This is a genomic window from Cyclobacterium jeungdonense, assembly GCF_010994275.1.
GTDB classification, from domain to species: Bacteria; Bacteroidota; Bacteroidia; order Cytophagales; family Cyclobacteriaceae; genus Cyclobacterium; species Cyclobacterium jeungdonense.
Genome location: NZ_WMCD01000001.1, coordinates 1,214,688 through 1,239,483 on the forward strand (window position 1 = coordinate 1,214,688; position 24,796 = coordinate 1,239,483).

General features: G+C 44.1%; 14 protein-coding genes. All 14 read right to left on the reverse strand.

From position 1 onward, the window contains the following. Positions 1–131: 131 nt before the first annotated feature. Positions 132–530 (reverse strand): GlcG/HbpS family heme-binding protein, encoded by a 399-nt coding sequence (locus GKS34_RS04625; RefSeq protein ID WP_163383607.1) that lies wholly within the window; start codon positions 528–530, stop codon positions 132–134. Between the two features lie 142 nt (positions 531–672). Further along, complete coding sequence (locus tag GKS34_RS04630; RefSeq protein WP_163383608.1) at positions 673–3,453, reverse strand: outer membrane beta-barrel protein; 2,781 nt, start codon at positions 3,451–3,453, stop codon at positions 673–675. A 490-nt stretch (positions 3,454–3,943) separates the two neighbouring features. Then, positions 3,944–5,299 carry a sulfatase family protein gene (locus GKS34_RS04635; protein WP_163383609.1) on the reverse strand — a complete coding sequence of 452 codons (1,356 nt, stop codon included), beginning with the start codon at positions 5,297–5,299 and terminating at the stop codon, positions 3,944–3,946. Positions 5,300–5,392: 93 nt separating this feature from the next. Then, positions 5,393–7,429: a sulfatase-like hydrolase/transferase gene (locus tag GKS34_RS04640; protein WP_240459192.1), complete on the reverse strand. Its 2,037-nt coding sequence runs from the start codon at positions 7,427–7,429 to the stop codon at positions 5,393–5,395. After that, positions 7,422–8,882: a sulfatase gene (locus GKS34_RS04645; protein WP_240459193.1), complete on the reverse strand. Its 1,461-nt coding sequence runs from the start codon at positions 8,880–8,882 to the stop codon at positions 7,422–7,424. Before GKS34_RS04645 ends, GKS34_RS04640 begins: the two co-directional genes overlap by 8 nt. Then, positions 8,872–10,395, reverse strand: a complete 1,524-nt coding sequence (locus tag GKS34_RS04650; RefSeq protein ID WP_163383611.1) for a RagB/SusD family nutrient uptake outer membrane protein — start codon at positions 10,393–10,395, stop codon at positions 8,872–8,874. The genes GKS34_RS04645 and GKS34_RS04650 overlap by 11 nt, the downstream gene beginning before the upstream one ends. Before the next feature lie 13 nt (positions 10,396–10,408). Next, the gene (locus tag GKS34_RS04655; RefSeq protein ID WP_163383612.1) at positions 10,409–13,774 is read right to left on the reverse strand and encodes a SusC/RagA family TonB-linked outer membrane protein; all 3,366 of its coding nucleotides are present in this window, start codon (positions 13,772–13,774) and stop codon (positions 10,409–10,411) included. Positions 13,775–13,931: 157 nt separating this feature from the next. Continuing rightward, positions 13,932–15,038 carry a FecR family protein gene (locus GKS34_RS04660; protein WP_163383613.1) on the reverse strand — a complete coding sequence of 369 codons (1,107 nt, stop codon included), beginning with the start codon at positions 15,036–15,038 and terminating at the stop codon, positions 13,932–13,934. 305 nt (positions 15,039–15,343) lie between these two features. After that, a complete protein-coding gene (locus GKS34_RS04665; protein ID WP_163383614.1) occupies positions 15,344–15,958 on the reverse strand; it encodes an RNA polymerase sigma factor in 615 nt (204 codons plus the stop codon). 93 nt (positions 15,959–16,051) lie between these two features. Beyond that, complete coding sequence (locus GKS34_RS04670; protein WP_163383615.1) at positions 16,052–17,599, reverse strand: alkaline phosphatase D family protein; 1,548 nt, start codon at positions 17,597–17,599, stop codon at positions 16,052–16,054. Between the two features lie 52 nt (positions 17,600–17,651). After that, on the reverse strand, positions 17,652–18,275 hold the full coding sequence (locus GKS34_RS23385; protein ID WP_240459194.1) for an alkaline phosphatase D family protein: 624 nt from the start codon (positions 18,273–18,275) through the stop codon (positions 17,652–17,654). 29 nt (positions 18,276–18,304) lie between these two features. Then, positions 18,305–19,108 (reverse strand): alkaline phosphatase D family protein, encoded by an 804-nt coding sequence (locus GKS34_RS23390; protein ID WP_240459195.1) that lies wholly within the window; start codon positions 19,106–19,108, stop codon positions 18,305–18,307. Positions 19,109–19,687: 579 nt separating this feature from the next. Continuing rightward, the gene (locus GKS34_RS04680) at positions 19,688–21,379 is read right to left on the reverse strand and encodes a RagB/SusD family nutrient uptake outer membrane protein (RefSeq protein WP_163383616.1); all 1,692 of its coding nucleotides are present in this window, start codon (positions 21,377–21,379) and stop codon (positions 19,688–19,690) included. 22 nt (positions 21,380–21,401) lie between these two features. Continuing rightward, entirely contained in the window at positions 21,402–24,689 is a 3,288-nt protein-coding gene (locus tag GKS34_RS04685; RefSeq protein ID WP_163383617.1) for a SusC/RagA family TonB-linked outer membrane protein, read from the reverse strand. Positions 24,690–24,796: the final 107 nt, after the last annotated feature.

Genomic DNA, 24,796 nt, shown 5'->3' on the forward strand with positions numbered 1-24,796 from the left:
TAAAATGGAAAAAAATCAGTATAAAAATTTAATTTAAACACAAAACAAAAAATACCTTCAGCAGGACCTGAACACGGTTTCCTACTGAAGGTAATTCTGATTCGTTTGTGAAGGGGCAATGTAACATATAATTACATCGCTTCGGCTCCAGCCTGTGCCACTTTATGGTCATCCTCAACCGTACTCCCGGAAACGCCAATTGCACCAACTATGGTCCCCTCTGCATTTTTCAAAACCACGCCACCCGGAAATGTAATCAGTCCCTGGTTGGAGTGTTCGATGTTGTATAGCGGAGCTCCGGGCTGAACCAATGGGCTGAGCTGATCGGTATCCATGGTAAAGAATACGGCTGTTTTTGCCTTTTTGATACTGATATCCACCGAGCCCAACCAGGCACCGTCCATTCGTGCAAAAGCCGTCAGGTTTGCACCCGTATCGACGACACAGATATCCATTTTTGTATCCATTGCAGCTGCTTTCTTTTTCGCTGCTTCAATTACTTTTTCGGCTTGTGACAGTGTAATGTTCATAACTTGAAGGGTTTACTAATGAAAATTATTTTCGTTGGTTATTGATAACAATCTTGTTATTACAATCTGAAGAACTACATAAGGTAAATATACCAAATCCTTTTCCGAAGCAGCGAAGAACAACTTGTATTTTTACCGCTCCTTAGTTCCCCATGCCCTGAGGCATTGATCCTGAGGAACCAAAACTACGGATATTGTAGGTAAGGGTAAGCATAAAAAACTGTTGCACCACCTGTGTTCGCTCATCTTCAATATACACATCGGTCACATTCCGGTCTATGCTTGTGTTTTGATTCAATAAATCAAATACGGTCATTTTCAACTCAAAATTTTCTGATGGCGGAAACCTGTATCCCAGATCAGCATTCATTAACCAAACCGACTGGTCAAAATCCTCACCCAGGCCCTGGTACCATTGGTTGTTTACATTGGTACTGACAAAGAAGCCCCCGGCAAAATTCCAGTATAAATCCAGGCGGGTGCTTTGGGTGTAGTAATTATTATTGAGGTTTTCCTGCAAACTGCTGCGTACAATATTGTAATTGCCCCGGGTAGACAGGTTAAAATCCAGGTGTTCTCCCAAATTACTGCTAATCCCGATACCGGGCCCCACATACATGTTTCGGTTGTAATTGGTTTGGTCGTTAATCAGACCAGGCCGATTGGTTATCCCTGCCCTGGCACTCAGATCCAGGTTACTTTGCATAAAGTTGAGTGGAAAACCGAAAGAAAAATAGCTTCGCAAATCCCAATACTGATCCAGATTTTCCGGACGGTTCAACTGGCCTCCTTGGCGTAACAACACGTCCCCTTGGAGCAAGGTGTCCCTGCCGGCGATGTAGGTAGCATTTCCAAGGTAATTGCTTGTCACGCGGCCTCCCATGTACATGAAAAAGGACTTGTTGGTCTCTGGATTTAATTTTCGAATTCTTAAAGACATGCGGTGTTCGTATTCCTGATCCAAATCCGGGTTACCGGTAGAGATTTGAATAGGATTGCTGTTGTCGATTACATCCTGAAGCTGGCGAACAGAAGGAGCATCGGTATCACCACGATAATAAAATCGGATATTGGTGTTTTCGTTGGGATCGTAAATAAATACCATCCTTGGTACAAAATTTCGGAAGGTACGGTTGGTGTTTTCAAACCCCGGGAACAAACGGTCACTGTCCAAAATCGAAACCTGGTAATCAAAGGAGGAAAATATCCTGATTTTGTTTTTGTTGTATCTATAACCCAGGCCCACCTCGTGTTGCAGGTAGGTATTCTCAAACTCATTGGATAAGGTTGAATCAAGAACAAATTGTGTGGATTCCATTTCACGCTGAGAAACTTCCTGCAGTGTATTGCCCAAATCGTTTCCCACTTCATATTCCAACCTAATCTGGGAATGATCCGCTATGGGTTCTGTATATTCGACCTCAAATTCGTAATTAAATGAATTTGAACTTCCCAACGAATTTTGAATCAGGCTGTCTCTAAGCCCTGTTTGAAAATCTCTGTTGACAGACACCAACCTTGAATCACTATTGCTATCTTCCATACGGGTATCAAATTTGGCGGAAAGCGTTCTTCCTTCTTTGTTAAATTTATACCTATAAGTAAAATCACTTAAAAACCGAGAAGATTCATTGCTTCCGGATGTCGTATTCTCGGTTTCATTTATCGGGGTTGTGGGATTAAAGAGATTCTGAGCAGATAGCAAATTGAAAGAGGTTCCTTTTTCATATCTTACCCGGGGTCTCCAAATGATGGCATGCCTTTCTGACATATCATAATCCAACCGAAGATCCAAACGGTGGTTTTGGCTATTGTTTTCACTATTTCGGATTTCGTCGTAAAGTTGCAAACTGTCGCTGGGAAGGATGTATTCGCGGGAGGAATTACGGTTCAGGAAATTTTTACTTTCATTGAAAAAATAACTTCCTGTAATTTTTGCCCTTCCCTCATCAAATTTATCGGTAAAGTTCAGTCCGATGGCATTGGTATGTGTAATCCCTGGTCTTTCTCTGAGGGTAAGCGGATTGCCTCTTCTCCCTCTTCCTCCACGCCGGTTATCACTTCCGCCAAAGGCACCGGAAAGGTCATCTGCAGAAAAATTCTGCTGGTTGATGTTGTTGCTTAAGCCAAGGGCGGTTATGCGTTGGGCTTCACTGAAAAAATTAACGCTTCCGCCGACAAGGTAATTGTCGTCCGTTCCGTATCCGCCAAATATTCGCCCGAATTCCCCCCCTCGTTTTTCTTTTTTAGTGATGATATTGATGGTTTTGATGGTCTCACCATCATCAAAACCGGTCAATTGGGCCTGATCACTCAGTTGGTCCAAAAATTCAATCCGGTCGATAACTTCAACTGGCAAATTTTGCAGGGCCATGGCTGGATCATCCCCGAAAAAGGGCTCCCCATCTACTAAAACACGACCCACCGTTTCTCCTTGAACTTGTACGGTGCCTCCCTGCATGACAACTCCGGGCATTTTCCGAATCAATTCCCCAGCGCTGGCTTGGCCTCTCGTCTGATAAGCAGCCGCATTCATGGATACCGTGTCTCCTTTCATTTGGCCAGCCATCGTCTGAGCTTCCAGCTCATACGTTTCCAGCAAGCTTCCTTCTTCGACCAATTCAAAAGTCCCCAAATTCCTTCGATTTTTATTCTCAACAAGTTCACTCAGATCCTCATAGCCGACAAAACTGATCTTAATTTCCAGCGTGCTTTGTGATGGTTTGTCGATTGTAAAGCGCCCGTTTTCGTTGGTGAACGTCGTACTCAATGTATCCCCTTCTGTGGTAGTGACAAAAATGTATGCGCCGGGAAGGGTCTCCTTAGAAGATTTATCCCGCACTTTTCCCCTAAGCGTAGTCTGAGAATAAACAGTACCACTGATTAGTAGAAAAATAAACGAGAAATGTGCAATTTTTAACATGTTGGTTTAGGTAATATGTTATAGAAAAACGATTTTTTCTATATTTACTACTACTAAAATACGAAATTTATTATGAAATTGAAATTTTATTCTATTAGTGGGGAATATACCTAACCAGTGGGCAGAATTTGGTTTCTATCCCTTCGCTATTAGTTAGAAAAATGAAATTCATCCTGCATTTTTCCCTTTTCATCATGAAAAAAATAGGAGATTTACGATAAAACAGGTTTTTTTTCGACCCGTAGGGGGCTAAAAAGGAGGCTAATTCATGTAAATAAAAGAATAATAGATGCATAAAGCCTTTATTAAAAGCACCTGTCAGGCAGTACATCGAAAAGCAAGCTGGCCGAAAAAGTTTCTTCTAGACCACTTCGGTTGATAGTGGGTTTGGTTTCTATAACCAAGGACTATATTCAAGCCTCAATAATAGTAAAAAAGGCAGGAAAGAAATTCCCGCCTTCTATTTGATTTTAACTATGAATCGTAGTTTCTAATTGGAATTCCCCTCCCCAGGCCACCAGCTATCCAGGCTTGCTACCAGCTTTTTAACCACCTTAGGATATTCATTTGCGAGGTTGTTTGTCTCCATGGGATCTTTCAAAATATCATAAAGCTGCATTTCCTCGTTATTGGGGTTGGCCGGACCGGGGGCAATCAGCTTCCAGGAACCGCTGATCACCATGCGGCTTTCAAGGGTTTTCTCCGGCTGGTCCACCGCCACCATGTCGTGGGAGAAATCCATGCTATAGATCTTCTTTCGGTTTGCTAGGGCTTTCCTGTCCAACACATTTATTCCCTGCATTTCCGGAAGGGGTTCCAATCCCACTGCTTCCAAGGTTGTAACCGCCATATCAATGCTACTCGTCAGGTGCTCCGTATCCATTCGGGGAGTAATTTTTCCGGGCCATTTATAAATAATGGGCGTTCGAATGCCCATATCCTGAGGATCTTGTTTGGAGCCGGGAGCATAGCGATTGGGCCGGTCCGGATCCTGTATCCAGCCATTATCGGTAACGAACACCACCAGGGTATTTTCGGTCAATCCCTCCTTTTCCACCTTGTCGAGAAGTTGACCTACGGTTATATCCAGCCATTCACACATGGCCCAATAGGCTGCAATGGATTTAGTAGGAGCTTTCGGAAGGTATTTGTTCAAAAGCGAATCTGGAGGAGTATGTGGGGAATGAGGCAGAAAGGGTGCATACCAGACGAAAAACGGATCCTTATCGGCAATCGCCTTGTCCATAAAGTCAAAGATGGGATCCATCCCTTCCCTTCCTATTTTCAGGCCTTCGTCTCCATGTCTCCCTCCCCGTGTGGGGTCACCGTGTGTCATACCATCGGTAAATCCCCCTTCTTTCCAGTGGCCACCCCACCATTTCCCCGACTGAAAAGACACGTATCCCAATTTCTTTAAAAGCTGTGGTACCGTAGGATGTTTTTGGAATTCGTCCAGGTAGTCCTTGTATAGACGTGAGCGTGCCGTCTGCCAATCGGTCTGGTACCGTGGTTTTTCGAAGGTGAATTCGGGATCATTCCCCGTTATTCCATGTTGGTAGGGGTACAAACCCGTAATGATGGATGCAAGGGAAGGGCTACACAGCGGAGCCGTTACATAGCCTCTGGTAAAGGTCAGACCATCTTCGGCCAGTTGATCGATGTTTGGGGTCTCGATATGCGGATGCCCCATAAATCCGTAATCGGTCCAGGACTGATCATCGGACAGGATATAGATGATATTGGGCTTTTCTGATTGGCCGAAGGTTAAGGTAGCCGAGAGAAAAAGAAGGAGAACTAATGAGATTGAGAGTAGACCTTTGTTTCTGAAACAAGGAGCAATATTCATACTGTGGTGGTTATTTTAGAATGTTTCGATATTAGAAGCAAAACTAATTTAGAGGATTTTTTTATCAAAAAATTATTTTTGATGCCTTTTCTTTTAGTGATAAACAACCAAGTCTGTGTTTTGAAAGCCCGGACCAGTCCATTTTAGCTCTAATTTTGGGTTTTCACCGTTATCTGAATTTTTGGTAACCAATTTAATAGGGTGAAAGCCTTTTTCCAACAACACCTTAGAGGTACCCTTTCCCTTGGCGATAGTTGGTTTATCATCATCTATTAATAGGGCCTCATGGATGTGCATCACCAAGCCACTATTGGTATTAAAACTGATTTCATATTCGCCCGTTGTTTCCGCTTTGATAAATCCCTCATATACCAAAACAGGAAACCCTTTTTCTGCAGGAAGTGCTTTAATCTTAGGTACAATCAGTGTTTCATAAGGAGAATCCAACGAAGTACTGATAAAGGGTACCCAAGGGGAATCTATTTGGTATTTGGAAACTTTAATGCCTTTTGTCAATTTCCTTTCGGGTTCGATGGCGGGTACAGATTCGTTGTCGTAGGGGCGTTCAGCAGAGGTATTGGGTCTTCTCCAGCGCAGTACGGTGTTTTTCATTTCCTGCTGAAGCTTTACAAATTCCCCATTTGTACCGGCAAGGTCCCTACTTTCTCCCGGGTCATTTTTGGTATCAAAAATGCTGAAATCATCCTGATGCGATAAAATATTGTACCGGATACCTTTATACCCGTTCAGATACAGCACCTGCATTTCTCCCCTCTTTTTCCCCCTTTTGGCTTCATGAAAAGCGTCATAACTTTTTGTGTTATTGTTGACCTGGTATTCGATGTACACCCTACCCTGATGTTCATTTGCATTGCCGGAAAGAATGGACCAAAGTGACCTACCGTCGGTGTTGGCCGGGGCGGGCAAACCACTAATTTCTGCAAATGTCGGTAACCAATCATGAAAACCTGAGGGGGAATCGTTTTTTACTCCTGCCTTTATTTTTCCTGGCCACCTTACCAGAGTCGGCACACGGATACCTCCCTCCCAGGTATCACGTTTGGTTCCATCCAGATTTGCAAAACTTTCAAAAAAAATAGGATCATATTCTCCATAACCGTAAGACTCGTGATGTGGGCCATTATCTGAGGTAAATACTATCAGGGTCTCCTCATCAATTCCCAAGTCCTGCAACAGATGAATCAGGTCACCCACTGCGTTATCAATTCGCCGAACCATGCTGGCAAAGCGCTGCTGGACTTCCGGCCATTCTTCATTACGATATTCAGGATGTATAAAGCTGTTCACCTCTCCCTGAGCGGTGTTAATAAAATTTCCTTTTTCACCAATGTACTTCACACCGCCGCTAATGCCTCCCCCTGCGGGATAGGGCATGGTCGGGATTTCCAGTCCCGCGTGGGGAGTATCGTAGGCAAGATACATAAAAAAAGGTTGATCGGGCTTGCCATTTTTATGGTCTTGAATGTATTTTTTTGCTCTGGCTGTAAATAAATCGGTGGTATAACTGCCTGCTAAACTAGCGGAGATCTCGTCATCACCATCGTATAATTCCATCGGACCTCTATTTGCCACATCATGGGCAGGATAGTGGTTGTGGCCGTCCCGATGACGAACATAACCGAAGAAATAATCAAATCCTCTTTTCGTGGGATAGGCATCCCAGGTCGAAGGGCTGGCGCCTTCCAGGCCCTGAAGGCCGTACTTACCAATCAACACCGTAGCATAGCCTGCCTCTTTTAAAACTGTTGCCAGGTTATGGTTGGCAGGTAGCGCTTTATCAAATTGATTGTTCCTGACCTCGGCGTGGCCCTGGTGCAAGCCCAGGAGCAAAGTTGCCCTGGAAGGAGCACAAACCGGAGCGGGAACATAATGTCGGGTCAGGATCATTCCCTCGTTGGCCATTTTATCAAGATTTGGCGTACTGTGATAAGGTTTCCCTTCGGCTTTGCGTTGGTTTTGGTACAATACACCCAGGTCACCATATCCCAAATCATCGGTAAGGATAAAAATAATATTAGGCTTTTTATCTACAGGCCTTTTTCCAAAGGCAAATTCAGGCATCAAAATGCCAAAAACTACCAACAGCATTATTGAAAACAGCTTATTCATTAAGTTTTTCATTTATCAGGTTCATTTCAAATTGTCTGTCATAAAGAGGATTCTTACTGCTTGGAACGGGAGCATTGACACCTTCTCTCCAACTAGAAAGTAATTCGATAAGTTGATTCCTTATTTCGGTTTGATTTTCTGCCAGGTTATTTGTTTCTCCCGGATCTTCCTCCAGATTATAGAGCTCGTAATCATTCTCTTCAAAATAATGATGGAGTTTCCATTTTCCTTTTCGAACCACGGATCCGGGACGGGTTCGGAACAAAGGATCTTTACCACCATCTTCTTTGGGATTGTAGGCCTGAAGGTATACGGGGAAATGCCAGAAGAGAGGTCTTTCCTCCATTGATTCTTTACCAAAAAGGGGACTAAGGTCCAAGCCTTCCAGCTGTTCAGCGCCCGGTGTGTCTGCATTAATAATGCTTTTAATAGTTGGATAAAAGTCCATGTTCGTAACCGGAAAATCCGTCGTACTTCCAGCGTGGATCCTGCCCGGCCAGCGGATAACCAAAGGCACTCGAATTCCACCCTCATAATAGGATCCTTTTCCAGCCCTCAGTGGGGTTTGGTAAGAGATATCACGGATCCCCCCATTATCGGAAGTAAATATCAAAAACGTATTTTCTGTTAGTTCTAACGAATCCAGTACGTCCAACAATTTACCGACATTTTCATCTACCGATGCGACCATTGCAGCGTAATCTGCCCGATCTTGTCCATGGCCTCCGGACTTCTTATCAAATTTTTCAATCAACTCTTCTTTACCCATTATCGGTGTATGAACCGAATAAAACGGAAGGTAAAGGAAAAAGGGGTTTTCCTTATTTTCCTTTACAAAGGCAATGGCTTCATTGGTTAATCTGTCGGTCAGGTATTCCCCTTCCGGTCCGTTTTCGATAAAATCAATCTTGTAGGGACTGAAATATCCTCCACTCCCGGGGTTGCCCCGATGACTTCCCCCCACGTTTACGTGGAAGCCCTGCTCCAGTGGGTCTTCGTTGATATGCCACTTGCCGAAAGTCCCATTAATATATCCATTGTCCTTGAGCATTTTTGCCAGGGTATACATCGAGTCGGGCAGAAAATCACGATTGGGCGTTGGGATGATTTTTCGGGTCTTCGCATTTCCCCGTTCCGAATTGTCTACGGTGTAGACGCCATGGCCGGGCGTGTTCCTACCACTCATCATGCAGGCCCGGCTGGGAGCACAATTGGCAGCAGCGGCATAGGCATGGTAAAATACCATGCCCTGTCCTGCCAATTTATCCAAATTTGGTGTTTCATAGTAGGCACTGCCCATAAATCCCAGGTCTTTCCATCCCAGATCATCTACGTTGATTAGGATGATATTGGGCTTTGTCTCTTTTCCATAAGTTATTATGGGAATAGCTATCAAAATAAGACAGCTACACATCAAATGCTTGCTTGCTGTTAGGATTTTCCTAATTGCCATAACCATTATTGGTTGGGTCTGAATCCAGAAGTGCTGGATTTAGGACGATTTCCTCTTCCGGGATAGGCAGCCTGATGTGATGGGGTTGAATATTACTACCTGGGTCATAAGTTCGGAATTCCGCATTTTTTACGGTTTCCAGTAAAATCCCCCAACGAATTAAATCATATCTCCTATGACCTTCGCCTGCCAGTTCCCATTTTCGTTCCGTCTGAATAGCACTTCTCAATTCAGCCTGACTTAAACCATTGTAAGGTTGAACAGGATCATATGCCCTTTCCCTTACCGCATTGATATATTGATAGGCATTGTCGGGTCCATTCAATTCATTTTCTGCCTCTGCAAGCATGAGGTAAACATCAGCCAACCTGAACACCAAAGTAGCTTCTCCATGATTGCCTCTTGGAGAATTTACAAAATCAAAATTGGTGAATTTTGCCATGTATTGAAATGTTAACTCATAGCCCAGATATTCACCTAAAATGTTGTGGGGTCTCCTTAAGTCATTAACAGGAAATTCGTTGATAAAACTTAATATTGGGACCGTTAAACCGTAACCATTAAATTCCTCATTTCTAGCTGCCAAAGCTTCGGAAAGAGGCCCCCTATCTGCCGGGTTTCTGGGTTCATCTCTCAATCGGGGATTAAAACCATCTGTACGGTCCTGTGCATTACCAGGCACATCTTTTTGAAAATCAATTGCCCATATTATCTCATCGTTAAATGGATTATTCACATCAAAAACGTCTCCGTAATTTGGCAGTAATTGGTGAGGTGAATTATTGATTATTTCCAAACATTCTTCTCTCGCATTTACCCAATCCTCCTGCCAGAGATAAATCTTCGCAAGCAAGATTTTTGCCGCCCATACGGTAGGTCTACCCAAATCACTTTCCCCGTATGTTTCCGGTAGCAAATTTTCTGTTTCTATTCTTGTCAAATCGCTGATGAGGTTACTTCTGATTTCATTGACCGGGGTTCTCCCCAGGCTTGCCGCATCCGCAATGGGAATTTCTTCATCATAATAGGGTACATCACCCCATAAATTACTCAGATGATAGTACCCATAACTTCTTAGATATAACGCTTCGCCTATGGATTGATCCTTGACAGCAGCACTAATATTTGGGCTGTTCTCAATATTGGTAATTACTGAATTGGCATCTCCGATCATCCTATAAATCAACTGCCATAATTGCCGGGCATTTGAATAATTACTTTGGGTCAGGGTATAATTCTGCATGGGTTCATTACCCCCAAATTGCCGGCTGGACTCCAATACATCTGCTCCTAACTGAGTGAAGGTATGGATACCTTGCCAATTGCCGTAGAATCCATTTTGTCTTAAATTCAGATAAATGCCGTTGACTGCTAATACTGCCTCTTCATCAGATTGGTAAAACGTACTTGGGTCAATAATACCACGAACTTCCTCCTCCAGGTAGCTTTCGCAACCCAGTGTAATACCCAATATAACGAATATGCCAATTATGTTGAATTTGAATATTTTCATGTTTGATAGAATTTTAGAAGTTTGCATTTATTCCAAAGGTTAAGGTTCTGGCGTTTGGATATTCGGCACGGATAACTCCCCTTACCACGCTGCCATAAGTATTGCCAGATTGAGGACCAATTCTCGAAGCTTCCGGATCGTAACCTCTGAAATTAGAAATAAGGAATAAATTGGCACCACTTGCATACACACTTAGGCTATTGATTAACTTATTATTCCTCAACGGTACATTGTAATTTAGCATCACATTTCTTAACCGAAGATGTGAACCATCTTCTACCAATTCACTATTGGATGGTATATCGGAAATACTAACGGTACCACCTGCTCTTGGAATGTAAGGGTGTGGATTGGATTCCGTCCACCTATCTCTTGCCAATCCATAAATATTTTGGTCACTTCTACCAAAAAATCCACGCTGAGCAAATTCATTGTACACATCGTTTCCAAAAGTCCCCTGAAAGAAAATATCTAATGTAAAATCCTTCCATTGTATGCTGTTGTTGATTCCGCCGAAGAGTAAAGGTTCCGGGTTGCCTATTATTTCAAAATCATCATTAAAGCTAATCATTCCGTCACCGTTTGTATCTTTGAACCGAGGTCCACCAACCACGGCCCGCAAGCCACTGTACCTAAACTGGTCCAGCTCTTCCTGACTCTGCCAGGTACCCAGGTACTCCAAGCCGGTAAAAACCCCTACTGGTTCTCCCACCACCAGTTTTGCAGCCTGTCCTCCCTGATCAAGAAAATGTATATTAATCTCATCCACACCTCCTATATCCAAAACCCGACTTCTGTTTCCAGATAACGTTAGATGAGTAGACCACTTGAAGTCATTTTTGTCAATGTTAACAGACCTGATCATCAATTCAATTCCCTGGTTTTGCAATGACCCGATATTTTCAAGTCTTTGGCTAAATCCTGTTTGTCTGGGAATTTCTCTATTTAAAAGTAAATCAACAGTCTTCTTGTAATAATAATCTAACTCTAACCGTAAACGGTTATTAAAAAAACCAGCCTCCAATCCAATATCGAATTGAGAAGTGGTTTCCCACCTTAGGTCTGGGTTTGCAGGTCTGTCCCGCCTAACTCCGATACCCTGAGTGTTGTTAAAAATCACTGTTCCGGGGTTTAAGACTGCAAGGGTACTGTATGAATCAATTGCCTGACTTCCAGACTTCCCAAAACTAGTCCGTAATTTCAGTTCGTCGAAAACATTAAGATTTCTGATAAATTCTTCATCTCCAATGCGCCACGCAAAGGCCCCTGATGGGAAAAAGGCATATTGATTGTTAGCTCCCGAAAACCTCGATGAGCCGTCCACTCTACCAGCCAGTGTGAAAAGATACTTATCGGAAATGGAATAATTGGTTCTTCCTATCCAGGAAACGATCTGGAAAGGATCATTAAAATTGGAAGAAATCCTGAAGGTTTCAGGGTTCCCAAGCTGTAAAATATCAAAAGAAACACCATCATTGGGTAATCCATCCGTTTGAGCTGTAAATCCCTCTGTACGGGAGGTTTGCCAGGTAAACCCTCCTAATACATTGATTTTGTGATTGGGAGCAAGTTCTTTATCAAATGTAATAGTATTTTCCTGTAGGATCTGATTGTTAAAACTATTAGAAATTCTTCCGAATCCCCCCCTTTGAGCTGCTGCCCTTGAAGGTAAACTGCCCGATTCAAAGACATTTTGCTTTCGCCAGTTTAATTGTGGACCGATGGTCGACCGAATGGTGATTGATTCAATAGGCTTGTATTCGATGTAAAAATTTCCGAGTAAATTATTAGTAAGGGTCTGATTGTGCTGCATCCTAAGCAAAGCTTCCGGATTATCGAACGGTCCTCCTTGCACGTAATCTTCGTCCCACAGGGTTCCATCTTCCTTGAAAACCGGAAAAGTAGTCAACGCTCTCCTGGCCTCCCAAAGACTCACCAAATCGTTATCATTTTTCACGAAAGATGTATTAATCCTTGTTCCCAAAGTAAGGTTCTCCGTAAGCTTGAAATCAAGGTTTGCTCTAAAACTATACCTTTCAATTCCGGACTCCCTTATTATTCCGCGTTGATTCATATAATTACCTGAAATATAGTAATTTACGCGTTCCGTACTACCCCTCACAGATAAATCCAGGTTGTTAATAGGAGCGGTTCTTGTAATCTGTTCCTGCCAATCAGTATTTCCTATTAAACTTTCATCTACAAAAGGGTTAGCCTCTCCACTAAACTCTGCGTATTCAAAACCATATGCAGCACGTTCGGGTCCATCCAAAAAATCAATTTTCCTTGCTAGATTCTGAAAACCCGTATAGGCATTTAGGGATACCGAAGGCTTCCCTCCAGAAACCCCTTTACCACTTTTAGTAGAAATAAGAATTACTCCATTGGCCCCTCTGGTGCCGTATAAAGATATCGCTGACCCATCCTTCAGGATATCAATAGATTCAATATCATTTACATTTATATTGTTCAAATTAAAGTCTGTCCCGGCAATAAATCCATCAATAACATAAAGTGGCTCATTATCTCCCTGAACGGAATTTCCTCCCCTGATCCTGATAGAAGCCCTTGCTCCCGGACTACCACTTACAGATGTTACATTAACTCCAGCAGCTCTGCCTTGAAGCAATTGATCCACTCTTGGAGCTGGTAAATTAGCAAGTTCCTTGGCGTCTACCGTAGAAACAGAACCTGTTAAATCGGTTTTTTGAACGGAACCATATCCTAAAACAACAACTTCATCTAGAGAAGATTGATCCTCTGCAAGGGAAATATTAATCGTGCTTTGTGTGGTAATCTCGACGGATTGGGAGGTATATCCAATGTAGGAAAATACCAGTACGGACCCTTCCGGAACATCAATTGAAAAATTACCGTCAAGGTCTGTTACAGTCCCAGTGCTGGTCCCCCTGACAGTAATACTAGCCCCAGGAAGTGGCTCACCATTATTATCTGTAACTGTACCTGAAATAGTAATGTCAGCTGCATACACTTCTTTTGATATAGCCGCAATTTTCTTTGTTTTCTTTACATGAATATTATAGTCTACCTGCTTAAAAGTAAGGTTGGTTTGGTTCGCCAAACTCAACAACACATCATATAGCGAGCTGTTGTACGACCTAACTCCTACGTTAGGAATATCCCTAAGCTCTTTGTTGGTAAACACAAAATTGTATCCAGTGTTTTTTTCAAGTTCCCGAAAAATATGGTCAATTTTCACATCTTCCAGGAGAATGGACACTGTTACCTCTTCAATATTTTTGACTTGGGCATTTCCATTCCATGCCATGAGAAAACTCATGGTAAGGCACTGGAATAGAAACGCAATGGAGAATAATTTGGTCATGTGTGTAACATGCTTAAGTATGGATTTTTTCATATCTTTGATTGGTTTGTTTAGGCGATGCCAATTGGTTAAGCAAACATTTTCCGACTCAGGGATTGCCTTCTCTGTGATCGGGTATCATGCCACGGATGCAGCAACATCCGTGGCTCTTTTTATTTGGAAAAGACTTTTTACATAGGCAGTTTGAACTTTAAGATGATATGTCAAATTTTAAAGTGACCCGGTCCTCATCCAACTTGAATCTAAACCGGGCAGAATAACTCAATCCTTCCAGGACGCCTTCGAGTGTCTGATCTACAAATTTTCCTGATAGGAGCACGCCTCTCTCGGGACGATTGAGTACTTCTATTTTGACCCCGTACCAGTTTTCCAACACCCTGATAGCTTCCCAGATAGGGGTCTGTTCAAAAAGAATGGTCTTTCTTGTCCATGCCAGTACCTTTTCCTCCTTTATCCGGTGCTTACTATGCACCTGCCCACCTATGCTTACATTCAATCCCTCTCCTGGCTTTAGGATAATTTCCTGCGGTTTCGCAAAACCCAACACCACGTTTACCTTTCCAGTGAGCAAGGCCACATCTAGTGGCTCATCGTCATATGCGGTGATATTAAAGGTGGTGCCTATGGCTTTTGTAGAAACTGCTCCCGTCTTTACAATAAAGGGTCTCAAGCTATCTTTGGCCACATCAAAAAAAGCCTCACCTTTTAAAAACAGCTCCCGCCTGTCAGCACCAAAGTTCCTAACATACCGCAACGTACTTCCCGAATTGAGTATCACCCTGGAGCCATCCTGTAACCTAAGCGTTGACTTAACTCCCGGGGGGACTGAATGCTCTTCATAAACCAGTGGGACTTCAACATATTCTTCTTCAGGATATTTAAGTAGAAAATTGCATAAAATCCCCAGTGAAAATGCGAAAACAAGTATGCCGGCCACCCGATAAAACTGATGGCTGGACTGATAGCCTCTAGATGTTTTTCTATCTGAAAAACGCCTAAGGGTACTTTCCGAACTTATAGAGACGATCCTTCTTTCCGCCTGCTCTTCCTCTGGATCATTAATGAACGTATCTATTTCGGTCCATATGCCCTCTATGCGCGCTTCGCTAATTTCACCAACGTTTCTAGATAGATTTATAAGGGCCTTCCGGGCCAACTTCATGTTTTCATATTTTTCCGGGTGTTTTTCCAAAAAAACTTCCCAGTAGGCTTTGGTTTCCTCGTCGGGTGCGAAGACCCATTTTTTAAATTCTGGGTCCAGCATAAAATCTTCAACTGTGTATTCGGTCTTACTCATAAAAGAAACCTTTCACTTATCTTAAGCCCAAAACTTCCAAAAGTTATCCTTCGAAAAGCATAAAAATTCATTTTTTTTTTCCGTTGAGTTAAACTACAATTAATCTGAAAGGAAATCCTTAACACCATCCATATGCGATACTTCCTAGGAAAAGTTTGTATCCTTGCAAAGGGGGGTATCGGGAAATAAACCGAAAAATACAGATCAAACCTGAAACAGATTAAAGCTGTTGAATAATAGATTGATTTAATTTTTTGTGGCAACCAGGGATCAGCCTATGAGAAAAAATAATTCAAACGTCCAATTCACCAAAGAGGTAGGGTGGTCAAGTAAGCCGCTACTGATATAATGGCCTTTCTAAGTGTAGAGAGCGCTTTCCAAGCCAATGTGTATACCGACCGAAGGTTGATACCCATCAACTTGGCAGTCTCCTCGTAGGAAAGGTTTTCAAAAAACAAATACTGAATAACTTCATTTTGCCGAATGGGTAGTTCTTTTAGGCTATTTGCCAACTTCTTTTGCACCGCCTCTTCCCGTTGCGCATTTACAATTTTTACTTCTATGCTCTCAAGCCGACTGGGAAAATTTGCTGCTGCTTGCCTCTGTTTTTCATTCCATTTGAACGCCTTCTTTTTCTCTTTGTTTATTCTATTAGAGAGCGACCTGAACAGATACAGCCTTACATTGTCTGTAGGTTTAATATTATTCTTATACTTCCACAGGTCAATAAAAAGCTCCTGAATGCAATCCTCCACGAATTCCGCATCCCCCGTTATGGAGGTACCTAGTTGAAAAAGTACCTTGACATACTTTCTATACAGTTGTTCAAAAGCGTGCTTATCTCCGGATTTCAGCCCAAGCCAAAGTTCTTCAGCACTGGTTTCCTGAGGTAGTGAATTTAACTTAGGAACAATTTGCATGCAATGATATTTGGGTTTATTCGCTTGAAGTTCCCTATTTTAACTTAAAAAGCAAATTATTAAAGCATTTTCATTCAAATAACAATATACTGATCATGGTGTCAATTCACTTTTTTTGATGGTTTTTTCAAAAAGGTGGTTACCATCCTGCCCTACTAGTCTGAAAATAACGGTTGGGTCATCTCCCGAGGGAAGGTACGTAAACTCACCGAATGCGAATTTCCCATCTATGCCATATAGCTGAGTGTCCCAGGAAGGATCATTTGCAGGAGGGCCAACTCTTGCCCCCAAACTTGCCGCCTCAAATTCAAAAAATCCGAAATCAGATTTTCTGGGAATGGTAAATCCGCGGGCGCCGTGTCGGTCGCCGGATATCAGAAGCACACCACTGATTTCATTGTCTTCAATAAAACTAAAAATCTCCTCTCTTCCATCCGGATCGTTTACTCCCCATGAATCTTTACCTCCGGACACATAATCGCTCCACATGGTGCCACAGGATAAGATGATAAAAGGTCCCTTACAGTCCAATAATTGCTCCTTCAACCAGTCCATCTGACTTTTACCCAAAAATGATCCTTTTTGACCTGTCCTGTAAAACCGGTTATCCGTCATGATAATATCAAAAGGACCAATTCTTTCCCGGGTAAATATCCCCCGGCTATTGGATTCCTCTCCATAGAAAGAATTTACCCAGGCATGTATAAATACGTTCCTGACTCCATCCCGGTCTTTGCCAGAATATCCCTCAGGTATTCCTGCTTTATCATTATCAAAATAATCATGATCATCCCAAGAGGCATATACCGGAATTTTTGAGGCAAAATCTTTCCATGCCGGCAAAAAATCCCTGAGCAGGTAATCGGCTCTATGCAAACCCAGATGGTCATTTCGATCCTGCACGGCAATATCACCCAACAATAACATGGCATGATTTCCTCTTTTCCTGATCTGTTCCAATAGCCTGTGATTTCCCAAACCCCAGCGGTGGGGGCAGGAACCAAAGGCAACTTTAACTTCTTCGGCTTCATCCGATTCCGGTAAGGTGCGGATAATTTGCTCTGTTTTAGGAAGAATAGCTTGGTCATTAACGATAACCTGGTAGGAGTAGCTTGAAGATGAGGCTAAATCATTAATTTCTATTACAGCAGATAAATCCGTTTCATTTTTTGAGTAAACTGGACCATAAACCGATGTTTCATTGCCCTTTTCTATCATTACCTCAATTTTTGAAGGCCGCAATGTCCTAACCCATACCACGGCTCCGCTAGCGGAAATTTGACCCAACATGGGTCCTGCCATGATTTTACGTTCCTGTTGCTCGATAAGGTTGTTAAAGGAATAGTTTTTCATTAAATCAGTATAGGAAACATCCTTATGGGCAGATAAAATTTGATAGGCTGATTCATAAAGCTCCTGGTCAGCATCGGGAGTGGTACCCCAATATTTAAGAATTTCCAAATTACCGGTGTTTTTATTCATCGGATGTCCCCGTTCACCAAAATCCTGGGCCAAACATTGCATTAAAAATCCAAAAAACAGGGTAAGCAAGCATGCAATCTTCATTTTAAACCGATGTTTGTCTCTTCGAAACCCATTTCCTACGTCATGTTGGGTATACATTATTACCTTTTTCTTCATGTACTATTTTTTCTTTTCAGGGCTATTCGCCGAGGTAAGTATAACTCCTCCTTTACAGGTTGAATTCCTCCTTGTTCATAATTGTTCCGTCTACATCGTAATGACTAAATACAATTTTTGGGATTTCTTTGTGTCTGAATACTTTGATGCCGAGGAAACCTCCATTTACCCTCAAAAATTGGTGTTCGGGACGTTTGTCATCTTGGGACCAGCCCCCCGATTGAGCGTCTGACACCGGACCCGCACCGAACTCCCTTAAACCAGTTTCCTGATCTACAGAATAGTACTGCCAATGCCGGTCTCCATTAACGACGAAGACCCCTTTTTTTTCAGATAGGTATTGTCTTAACCAGTTACCTTCCTCAGCAAATAGCTGATTGGCGTGGTTATCCTTCTTATTTTCCCTGTCGGGTCCTACCACAGGCGTAGGAGAAAATAAAATCTTAAAAGTAGCATCTGAGGAATCCACGGTATCTACAAACCACTGCTTCTGTTCATCCCCCCAAATTGTCCTATCTCCGCCGGCCTCCATATCCCTGGGGCTCCGAAACTCACGTCCTTCCACCAGCCAAATTTGCAGGTCCTTTCCCCACCTGATCGTCCGATAGGGTTTATCTTTTAACGGAACATTTTCACGCCATACTTTCAGTCCCTGCTCCAAAGTAAACTCGCCCAATGGACTGGTATCCGGATAAACATCATCCTTTAAAGATCATGGTCATCCTTCAGCATGTAAATGGGCACTTGCTGGTAAAATTCCTTCAACGAAGGCCAGCCATCCATGGCATGCCATTTGTGCCGGGCCTTTTCCAGGTTATCCACCATGGGACCCATACGGTCGTAATACACATAATCTCCTGTATGAATAAAAAAATCGGGTTTTAATTGACGCATGGCATCATAGGTTTTAAAGCCCCTGTTTTTATCGTCGTAATTCCAAAAATACTGGCAGGTGGAAGTGGTGAGCAGAAGTTCCGAAGGCCTTTCTTCACTACCTGCAGTCCTAAAGGATCCGGATTGGTGGGCCGTGATTTTACCTTTTTCCGTTTTACCTTCCAACTGCACCTTGTATTCGGTAGCGGATTTCAAACCTGTAAAGGGAAAACTGACAGTAAAATCCCCATCGGAACTTGCCCTCTGCCAGTCTGATACATGCTTATCTCTCTGGTTTTCCACCATTGCCCGTACCCATCCCGTAGAGCCGGTCACTCCTCCATCCATTTCCTCAACTGGCATTTGTTCATTAAAATCAATGGGGTATTCGTTATTCTGAGTTTTGTGTTTATTTTTCAGGTGGACGAGGGGATTGGGTTTTTCACTTGCGCATAATCTGGTCCAAATGATCGCTTCATTCTTGGTAACTTCCATTACTTTAAACCCATTGGTGAAATAGACCAGGTCATTTGCCAATTTGAAAGGAGCCCTGGCCCGAATCGTATTTACAGGCGTGATCAAACCGCCTGTCAGCCAACCGATCTTAGTCAAAAATGAGCGTCTGTTTTCTGCCATATTTTCCAGGTATTTGATTTTTGATATCTGCCTTTCCTACGCAAGAATCCCTATAATTACCATCACAAGAAATAATTGATTTATTTTGCCTGTCCGAAGTTAATCGGTATAGTCAATCGATTCGGATAAAGATATAAAATTTAATTTTCTATCTTTATCCCATTCACAGAATTGTGGGTACAGGCGGTATCCCTCTGTCCAGACCTGTCAAACGGGGGGTATTCTGACTTGCGACCAATTCAATCTCTTTATATATTGGTTAAACCTGCCAAGATAAGAATTGCTCAGCAAGGGAGATATGATTCCGCATTGTGGACAGCATTTCTCTGGTGGATCTAACTTTCCCCGACAGTCTTTCATAAAGGGTTCACTCTCGTAATGTTCACGGAACATACTAAGCCTTTCTTCATATCCTGCCCTTGTCAGTAACGCATTTGGCTTCGTATTGCCTGAGTTTCGGTCAGCCGGCGCAGCGATCTCTCCAGCTGCCGGATATCCTTGCTTACAAGGAATACAAAAAGGCAGACGGTAATCCGTCTGCCCTCTTTTTAATCGTCCATCCCGTGGGATGTTGTCTTCTTAGTAGCCTGGGTTCTGCACCAGGTATCCTTCAGCCGCTGAAGCACCGTCGATTGCAGACTGCGGAATCGGGAATATCCGCTTTTGTACGTCGCTGTCCGTTTTCTCGGTCCAGGTATCTTCGTACTTACCGAAACGGATCATATCCGTACGCCGCTGATGCTCCCAGTAAAATTCAAAGCCACGCTCGCGGAAGAGGAGATCCAGGTTCATCGACGCGAGGGGTGGCGGCGTAACTGCAGGCCTGGCGGTTCTGGAAGCACGCACCAGATTAACATCCGACAGGGCTCCTCCCGTATCACCCATACGCAGTTTGGCTTCGGCGCGCATCATGTAGCAATCGGCCAGCCTTACGATCACCAGGTCAGCTTCTCCTTTGTTCCTGCCGTCATCTGAGGACTTGCTCCACTGATATTTTTCAACCCTGAAACCGGTGTTGTAGTCGCTGCCCTCCGCAGTGAAGTTAATCTCCTCGGTAAAATCCACAAAAGCGTTTTCTTCCGCACGACGCCAATCTCGCAACGGTCCTATCTTGTACCGACCATCAGCTGTCTGGATGAACGGCAACCTTCTTCCTGTATTTTGCAAGCCATATTGTAATCCCCGATAGATACCACGATTGACCTCAAAATCCTCCGCGGCGATAGCAGAATCAGCCGGGATGACCATTCTTTCCCAATAGAACCGGGCATCAGCGTCGGCAGGATCCGTATCGCCGTAGGCCTGCTCCCAGGACTGGTACCAGTCCGGCGTGATGCCCGGCCCATCTGTACCATTGCCTCTCGGGAACAGCGGATTACCGTAAAAATTGTCCGACATAGAGAAATATGACATCCGGTTGTGCCCATTCAGGTCGGGTCGCTGATCAACAGCAAATACCAGCTCCGGATTGTCATGATTGTCATTATTAAAATTGGCGAAGAACTCTGGGGACAGGCTGTATTGACCATCGTTAATGACCATGTTACTGTAATCAATAACCTTATTCATATCAGCATCGGTGAAATTAAAGCTGGCAGCATAGGGATCGCGCCACACCGCAGCATTCAGATGTAGTCTGGCCAACAAGCCATACGCACCGCCCTTGGTGAGTCTTCCGGGGCCAACATCTGTTCTCAGGTCAGGTAAAACCGCTTCAAATTCATTCCGGATGTATTCTACTGCGTCGTTTCCACGGAGAATTTCAGAGAGTTCTCCCGCATCATCCTTCTTGAATGTGATGCCCCAAAGATCGAGGACGATCATGTTGTAAAATGCCCTGAGGCCTCTTACCTCCGCCAGGAAAACCCTGGCTTCCGGGTCGGAGTCCACCAGTGGCGTCAGAATGTTGATTGCCGTAACCGTCCTGGATATCATCACGGTGAGGTAATCCCAGCATTGCTGTATATTGCTGTGTACAGGACCCCAGGTATGCTGGTGCAATTCGAGGTAGATGCCGTTGTCGCCCCAGTCCCTACCACCACGGTACGGCAGGATCGCTTCATCGGTGGTTATTTCCTGCACGGCAAAATACCTTGTGTGCCTGTAGAACTCCGGCAACATACCATAGGCCGGCGCTACAACTCCCCGCACGAGATCACTTTCCTGCCCGCCACCACTAAGAGATTCATCCAGGATCTGTTCCTGAAGGTCCGTGCAACTGCCAATTAACACCGCAATTGCTAATATGATTAGTTTTATAGTATTTTTCATGGTACTATTCACTTTTAGTTAATTAAAAAGATACGTTGAGCGACATAACAAATGTCCTGGCCCGTGGATAACCGTTCAGGTCGATCCCGGCCGACTGAATCCCACCCACCGAGCGATCCTGGTTCACCTCCGGATCAAACCCCGTGTACTCGGTGATGAGGAATAGATTCTGTCCAGTCAACGATAAGCGCAATTCTTTCGCCCAACTTGCGATACCTAGGGCATCCGTATTGAAGTTGTACCCCAGCGTCATATTGTTCAGGCGAAAGAAGGAACCATTTTCCAGATACCGTGTAGAAACGGAGGAAGAATTGATGGTGCTCTCCTCGGGAAACTCCACGGCTTTATCGGTCGTATTCAGAGAGTTAGCCAATTTCGCCTTATAGAATTTGTTCATCGCTGTGTTGTTGTAGATCATATTACCCGATACCCCGTTGAAATTCATACCGAGGTCAAAATTCTTGTAATTGAAATTCAGGAAGAAATTGTACGTCATATCCGGCAAGGCGCTGCCTACAACCATTCGTCCGCCGTCTTCAGAATCTTCAAATATCGATAAGCCGTCCGAGCCTATACCAAGAAACCTTTGCATGTAAAACGTACCGATCGGATGACCATTGATCAAACCGTTGATCGTGGCACCGGTAAGTCCCGATCCCTCCGCACTACCTGTTGTTACAATCGTAAAGGGCGAGTCCTGCACCTCATTGTTGATGAACGTAGCGTTACCCCCAATGCTGTAAGTTAATCCACCCTCAGTGCGATTATGATAATTCAATGCAATCTCCAGACCCTTGTTGATTATCCGCATATCCTCGACATTGGTCCAGTAGTCTGTGGCAGGCTGAATGGGGTCCGGCGGCTTTACTTCTAGCAGGATATTGTTGGAGACTTTGTTGAAATAATCCACTGTTCCCGAGAGTGCGCCCTCGAACAACTCAAAATCAACGCCCACGTTCGTTTGCGTAGAAACCTCCCACTGCAGGTCAGGATTTGCCAGTCGAACGAAGGCGGTTCCGGCAGTGTAGGGCGGCTCCTGCCCACCCAGCGGATAGCTGTCCTGGTTGGATATCCGCGTAGTGTAGGACGCCTTCGTGATCTTGTTGGGAATTTCCTGATTACCGGTCTGACCCCAACCTACCCGGAGTTTCAACTCGCTGAACGGCGACGACTGCAAAAACGCCTCCTCGGACAATCGCCAACCGGCTGCAAATGAAGGGAATGTACCGTACTTATTGTTCGCTCCGAATTTGGAGGACCCATCTGCACGAATTGTTGCCGTAACCATGTATTTGTCACGGAAATCGTAATTGGCTCTTCCGAAAAACGACTGCAGCTCATTGATATTGGCCGATCCACCTGGCGGGTTATCCACCAGGTTCAACCGCTGCCCAAGACCTGGATTATAGCGGGGTTCTATGCCATTGTCACTGAAAAGATCCACGCTCCAGAATCTGGACCTGTTGTAAATCCTCTGGTAGGAATGTCCGGCCATAACGGTAAACCCATGGTCGGTTCCGATGCCAAAATTGTACGTCAAATAATTTTCGATCAGTGTGTTTTCACCGTCTGAGAACCCCTGCTCCAAACGCCCTTCTTCAAAGGGGTCCATGTTCGGCATGTTTTGATTATCAGAAGCACTTGATCGGGTGTCATATCCTAAATTTACCTTGTATACCAGCCCTTCCATTATTTCGAGGGAAGGTGAAATACTTAAAAGCGTGCGCTTCGTTTCTCTGAAGTTCGTATACAATTTTGCGGTATATAGTGGATTCATCAAGTCGGGATATCTAACCGGATCGCCGTTGGCGTCGCGAGCCGGATAGGTGGGGTTGAATTCCAGCATTTCAGAAACCAGGCGACCTTGAGGTGCATTTTCACCTTTTTCAATGCTTGAACCAAGATTGAAATCGATACTTAACCGACCGTCCCATAATTTTTGTGTGGCACCGATCCTTCCGCTATATCTCTTGAACCCGGTATTGAGGACAATACCCTGCTGGTCGAGATACCCTAGCGATGCCCTGTAATTGAAATTCTCACTTCCTCCCTGAAAAACCATGTTATGGTCGTTGGTAAACGCAGTCCGGGTCAGTTCATCCTGCCAGTAGGTATCGCCACCCCTATCTTCCAATATACCTTCCACAGCATTGACCTGCTGACGAAACTCGTCTGCAGAAAAAACGGGTATCTCTCTTGCCATGTTGGATACACCGAAATTGCTATTCACCGAAACTTTTGAGACACCTGCCGAGCCTTTCTTGGTGGTGATAATGACGACACCATTGGCGCCACGGGCACCATATATGGCAGTTGCAGAAGCGTCTTTCAACACGTCGATTGACTCGATGTCATCAGGGTTCAGAAAGTTCAGCGGACTGTCTGCACCGCCGGTACCCGCAAGTCCCAGGGGAAAGCCGTCAACCACAAACAAGGGGCCGGTACCCTGCCGGATGCTACCCTGTCCGCGTATGACGATCCGCTGCCCACTGCCGGGGGCGCCGCTTGAAGAAGTGACATCGACACCAGCCACCTTACCCTGCAAAAGCTGTCCAGGGGAGTTCATAATACCTTTGTTGAAGTCATCGCTTTTCACCGAGGCAACCGACCCGGTGATGTCCTTTTTCTCCTGGGTTCCGTAACCAACCACCACAATTTCCTCGAGCGAGGTTACATCCGGCATCAAAATTACATTTAGTATACTTTGATCGCCAATTTCAATGCGTTTCGATTGGTAACCAATAAAAGAAAACACTACTGTAGCTCCATCAGGGACATTTAACCTGTAATTTCCATCCAGGTCGGTAACGGTTCCCACAGATGTACCCAAAATGGAAATCGTTGCACCCGGAATGGGGTCGCCATTTTGATCAGTTACCGTTCCGGATATTTCTACATCCAGCCACTTTCTGTTATCAACCCGCCTTCGGAGTGACTCCGTAGAAACCAGTCCAACCTCACTCTTTACCACGTAAATCTGTTCGTTGACCCGCTTGAAATCGTAATTGACTTGTTCGGTGATTCGTTTGAGAACGGTTTTTAAATCGGAGCTGAGTGCCAGCGTAATCCGGGTTTTGTCCCTGGCTACCTCCTGGTTGTAGGCAAAAACAAAATCGGTCTGCCGCTCCAGTTCTGCCAGAACCGTTACCAGGTTCTGGTTTTTAGCCTGCAAACTTACCTGGTAATCCTCCATGCTCTGGCCGGATCCAGGCTCTGCCATAATCACTTGTATCACAAGTAATTGAAGCAAAAAGTACTTTAGGGTTTGTTTGGAATAAAGCACAACTAGCCTTAGTAAATTATTTTTCATAATTTTAAACGTTTATTGTTAAACATAGGTGGCATGCCACCAAATCAGATCCGGGACTGTTGTAGCAGTTCCGGATTCTTTATTTTCCGGGTAAATTTTTTCGTTGG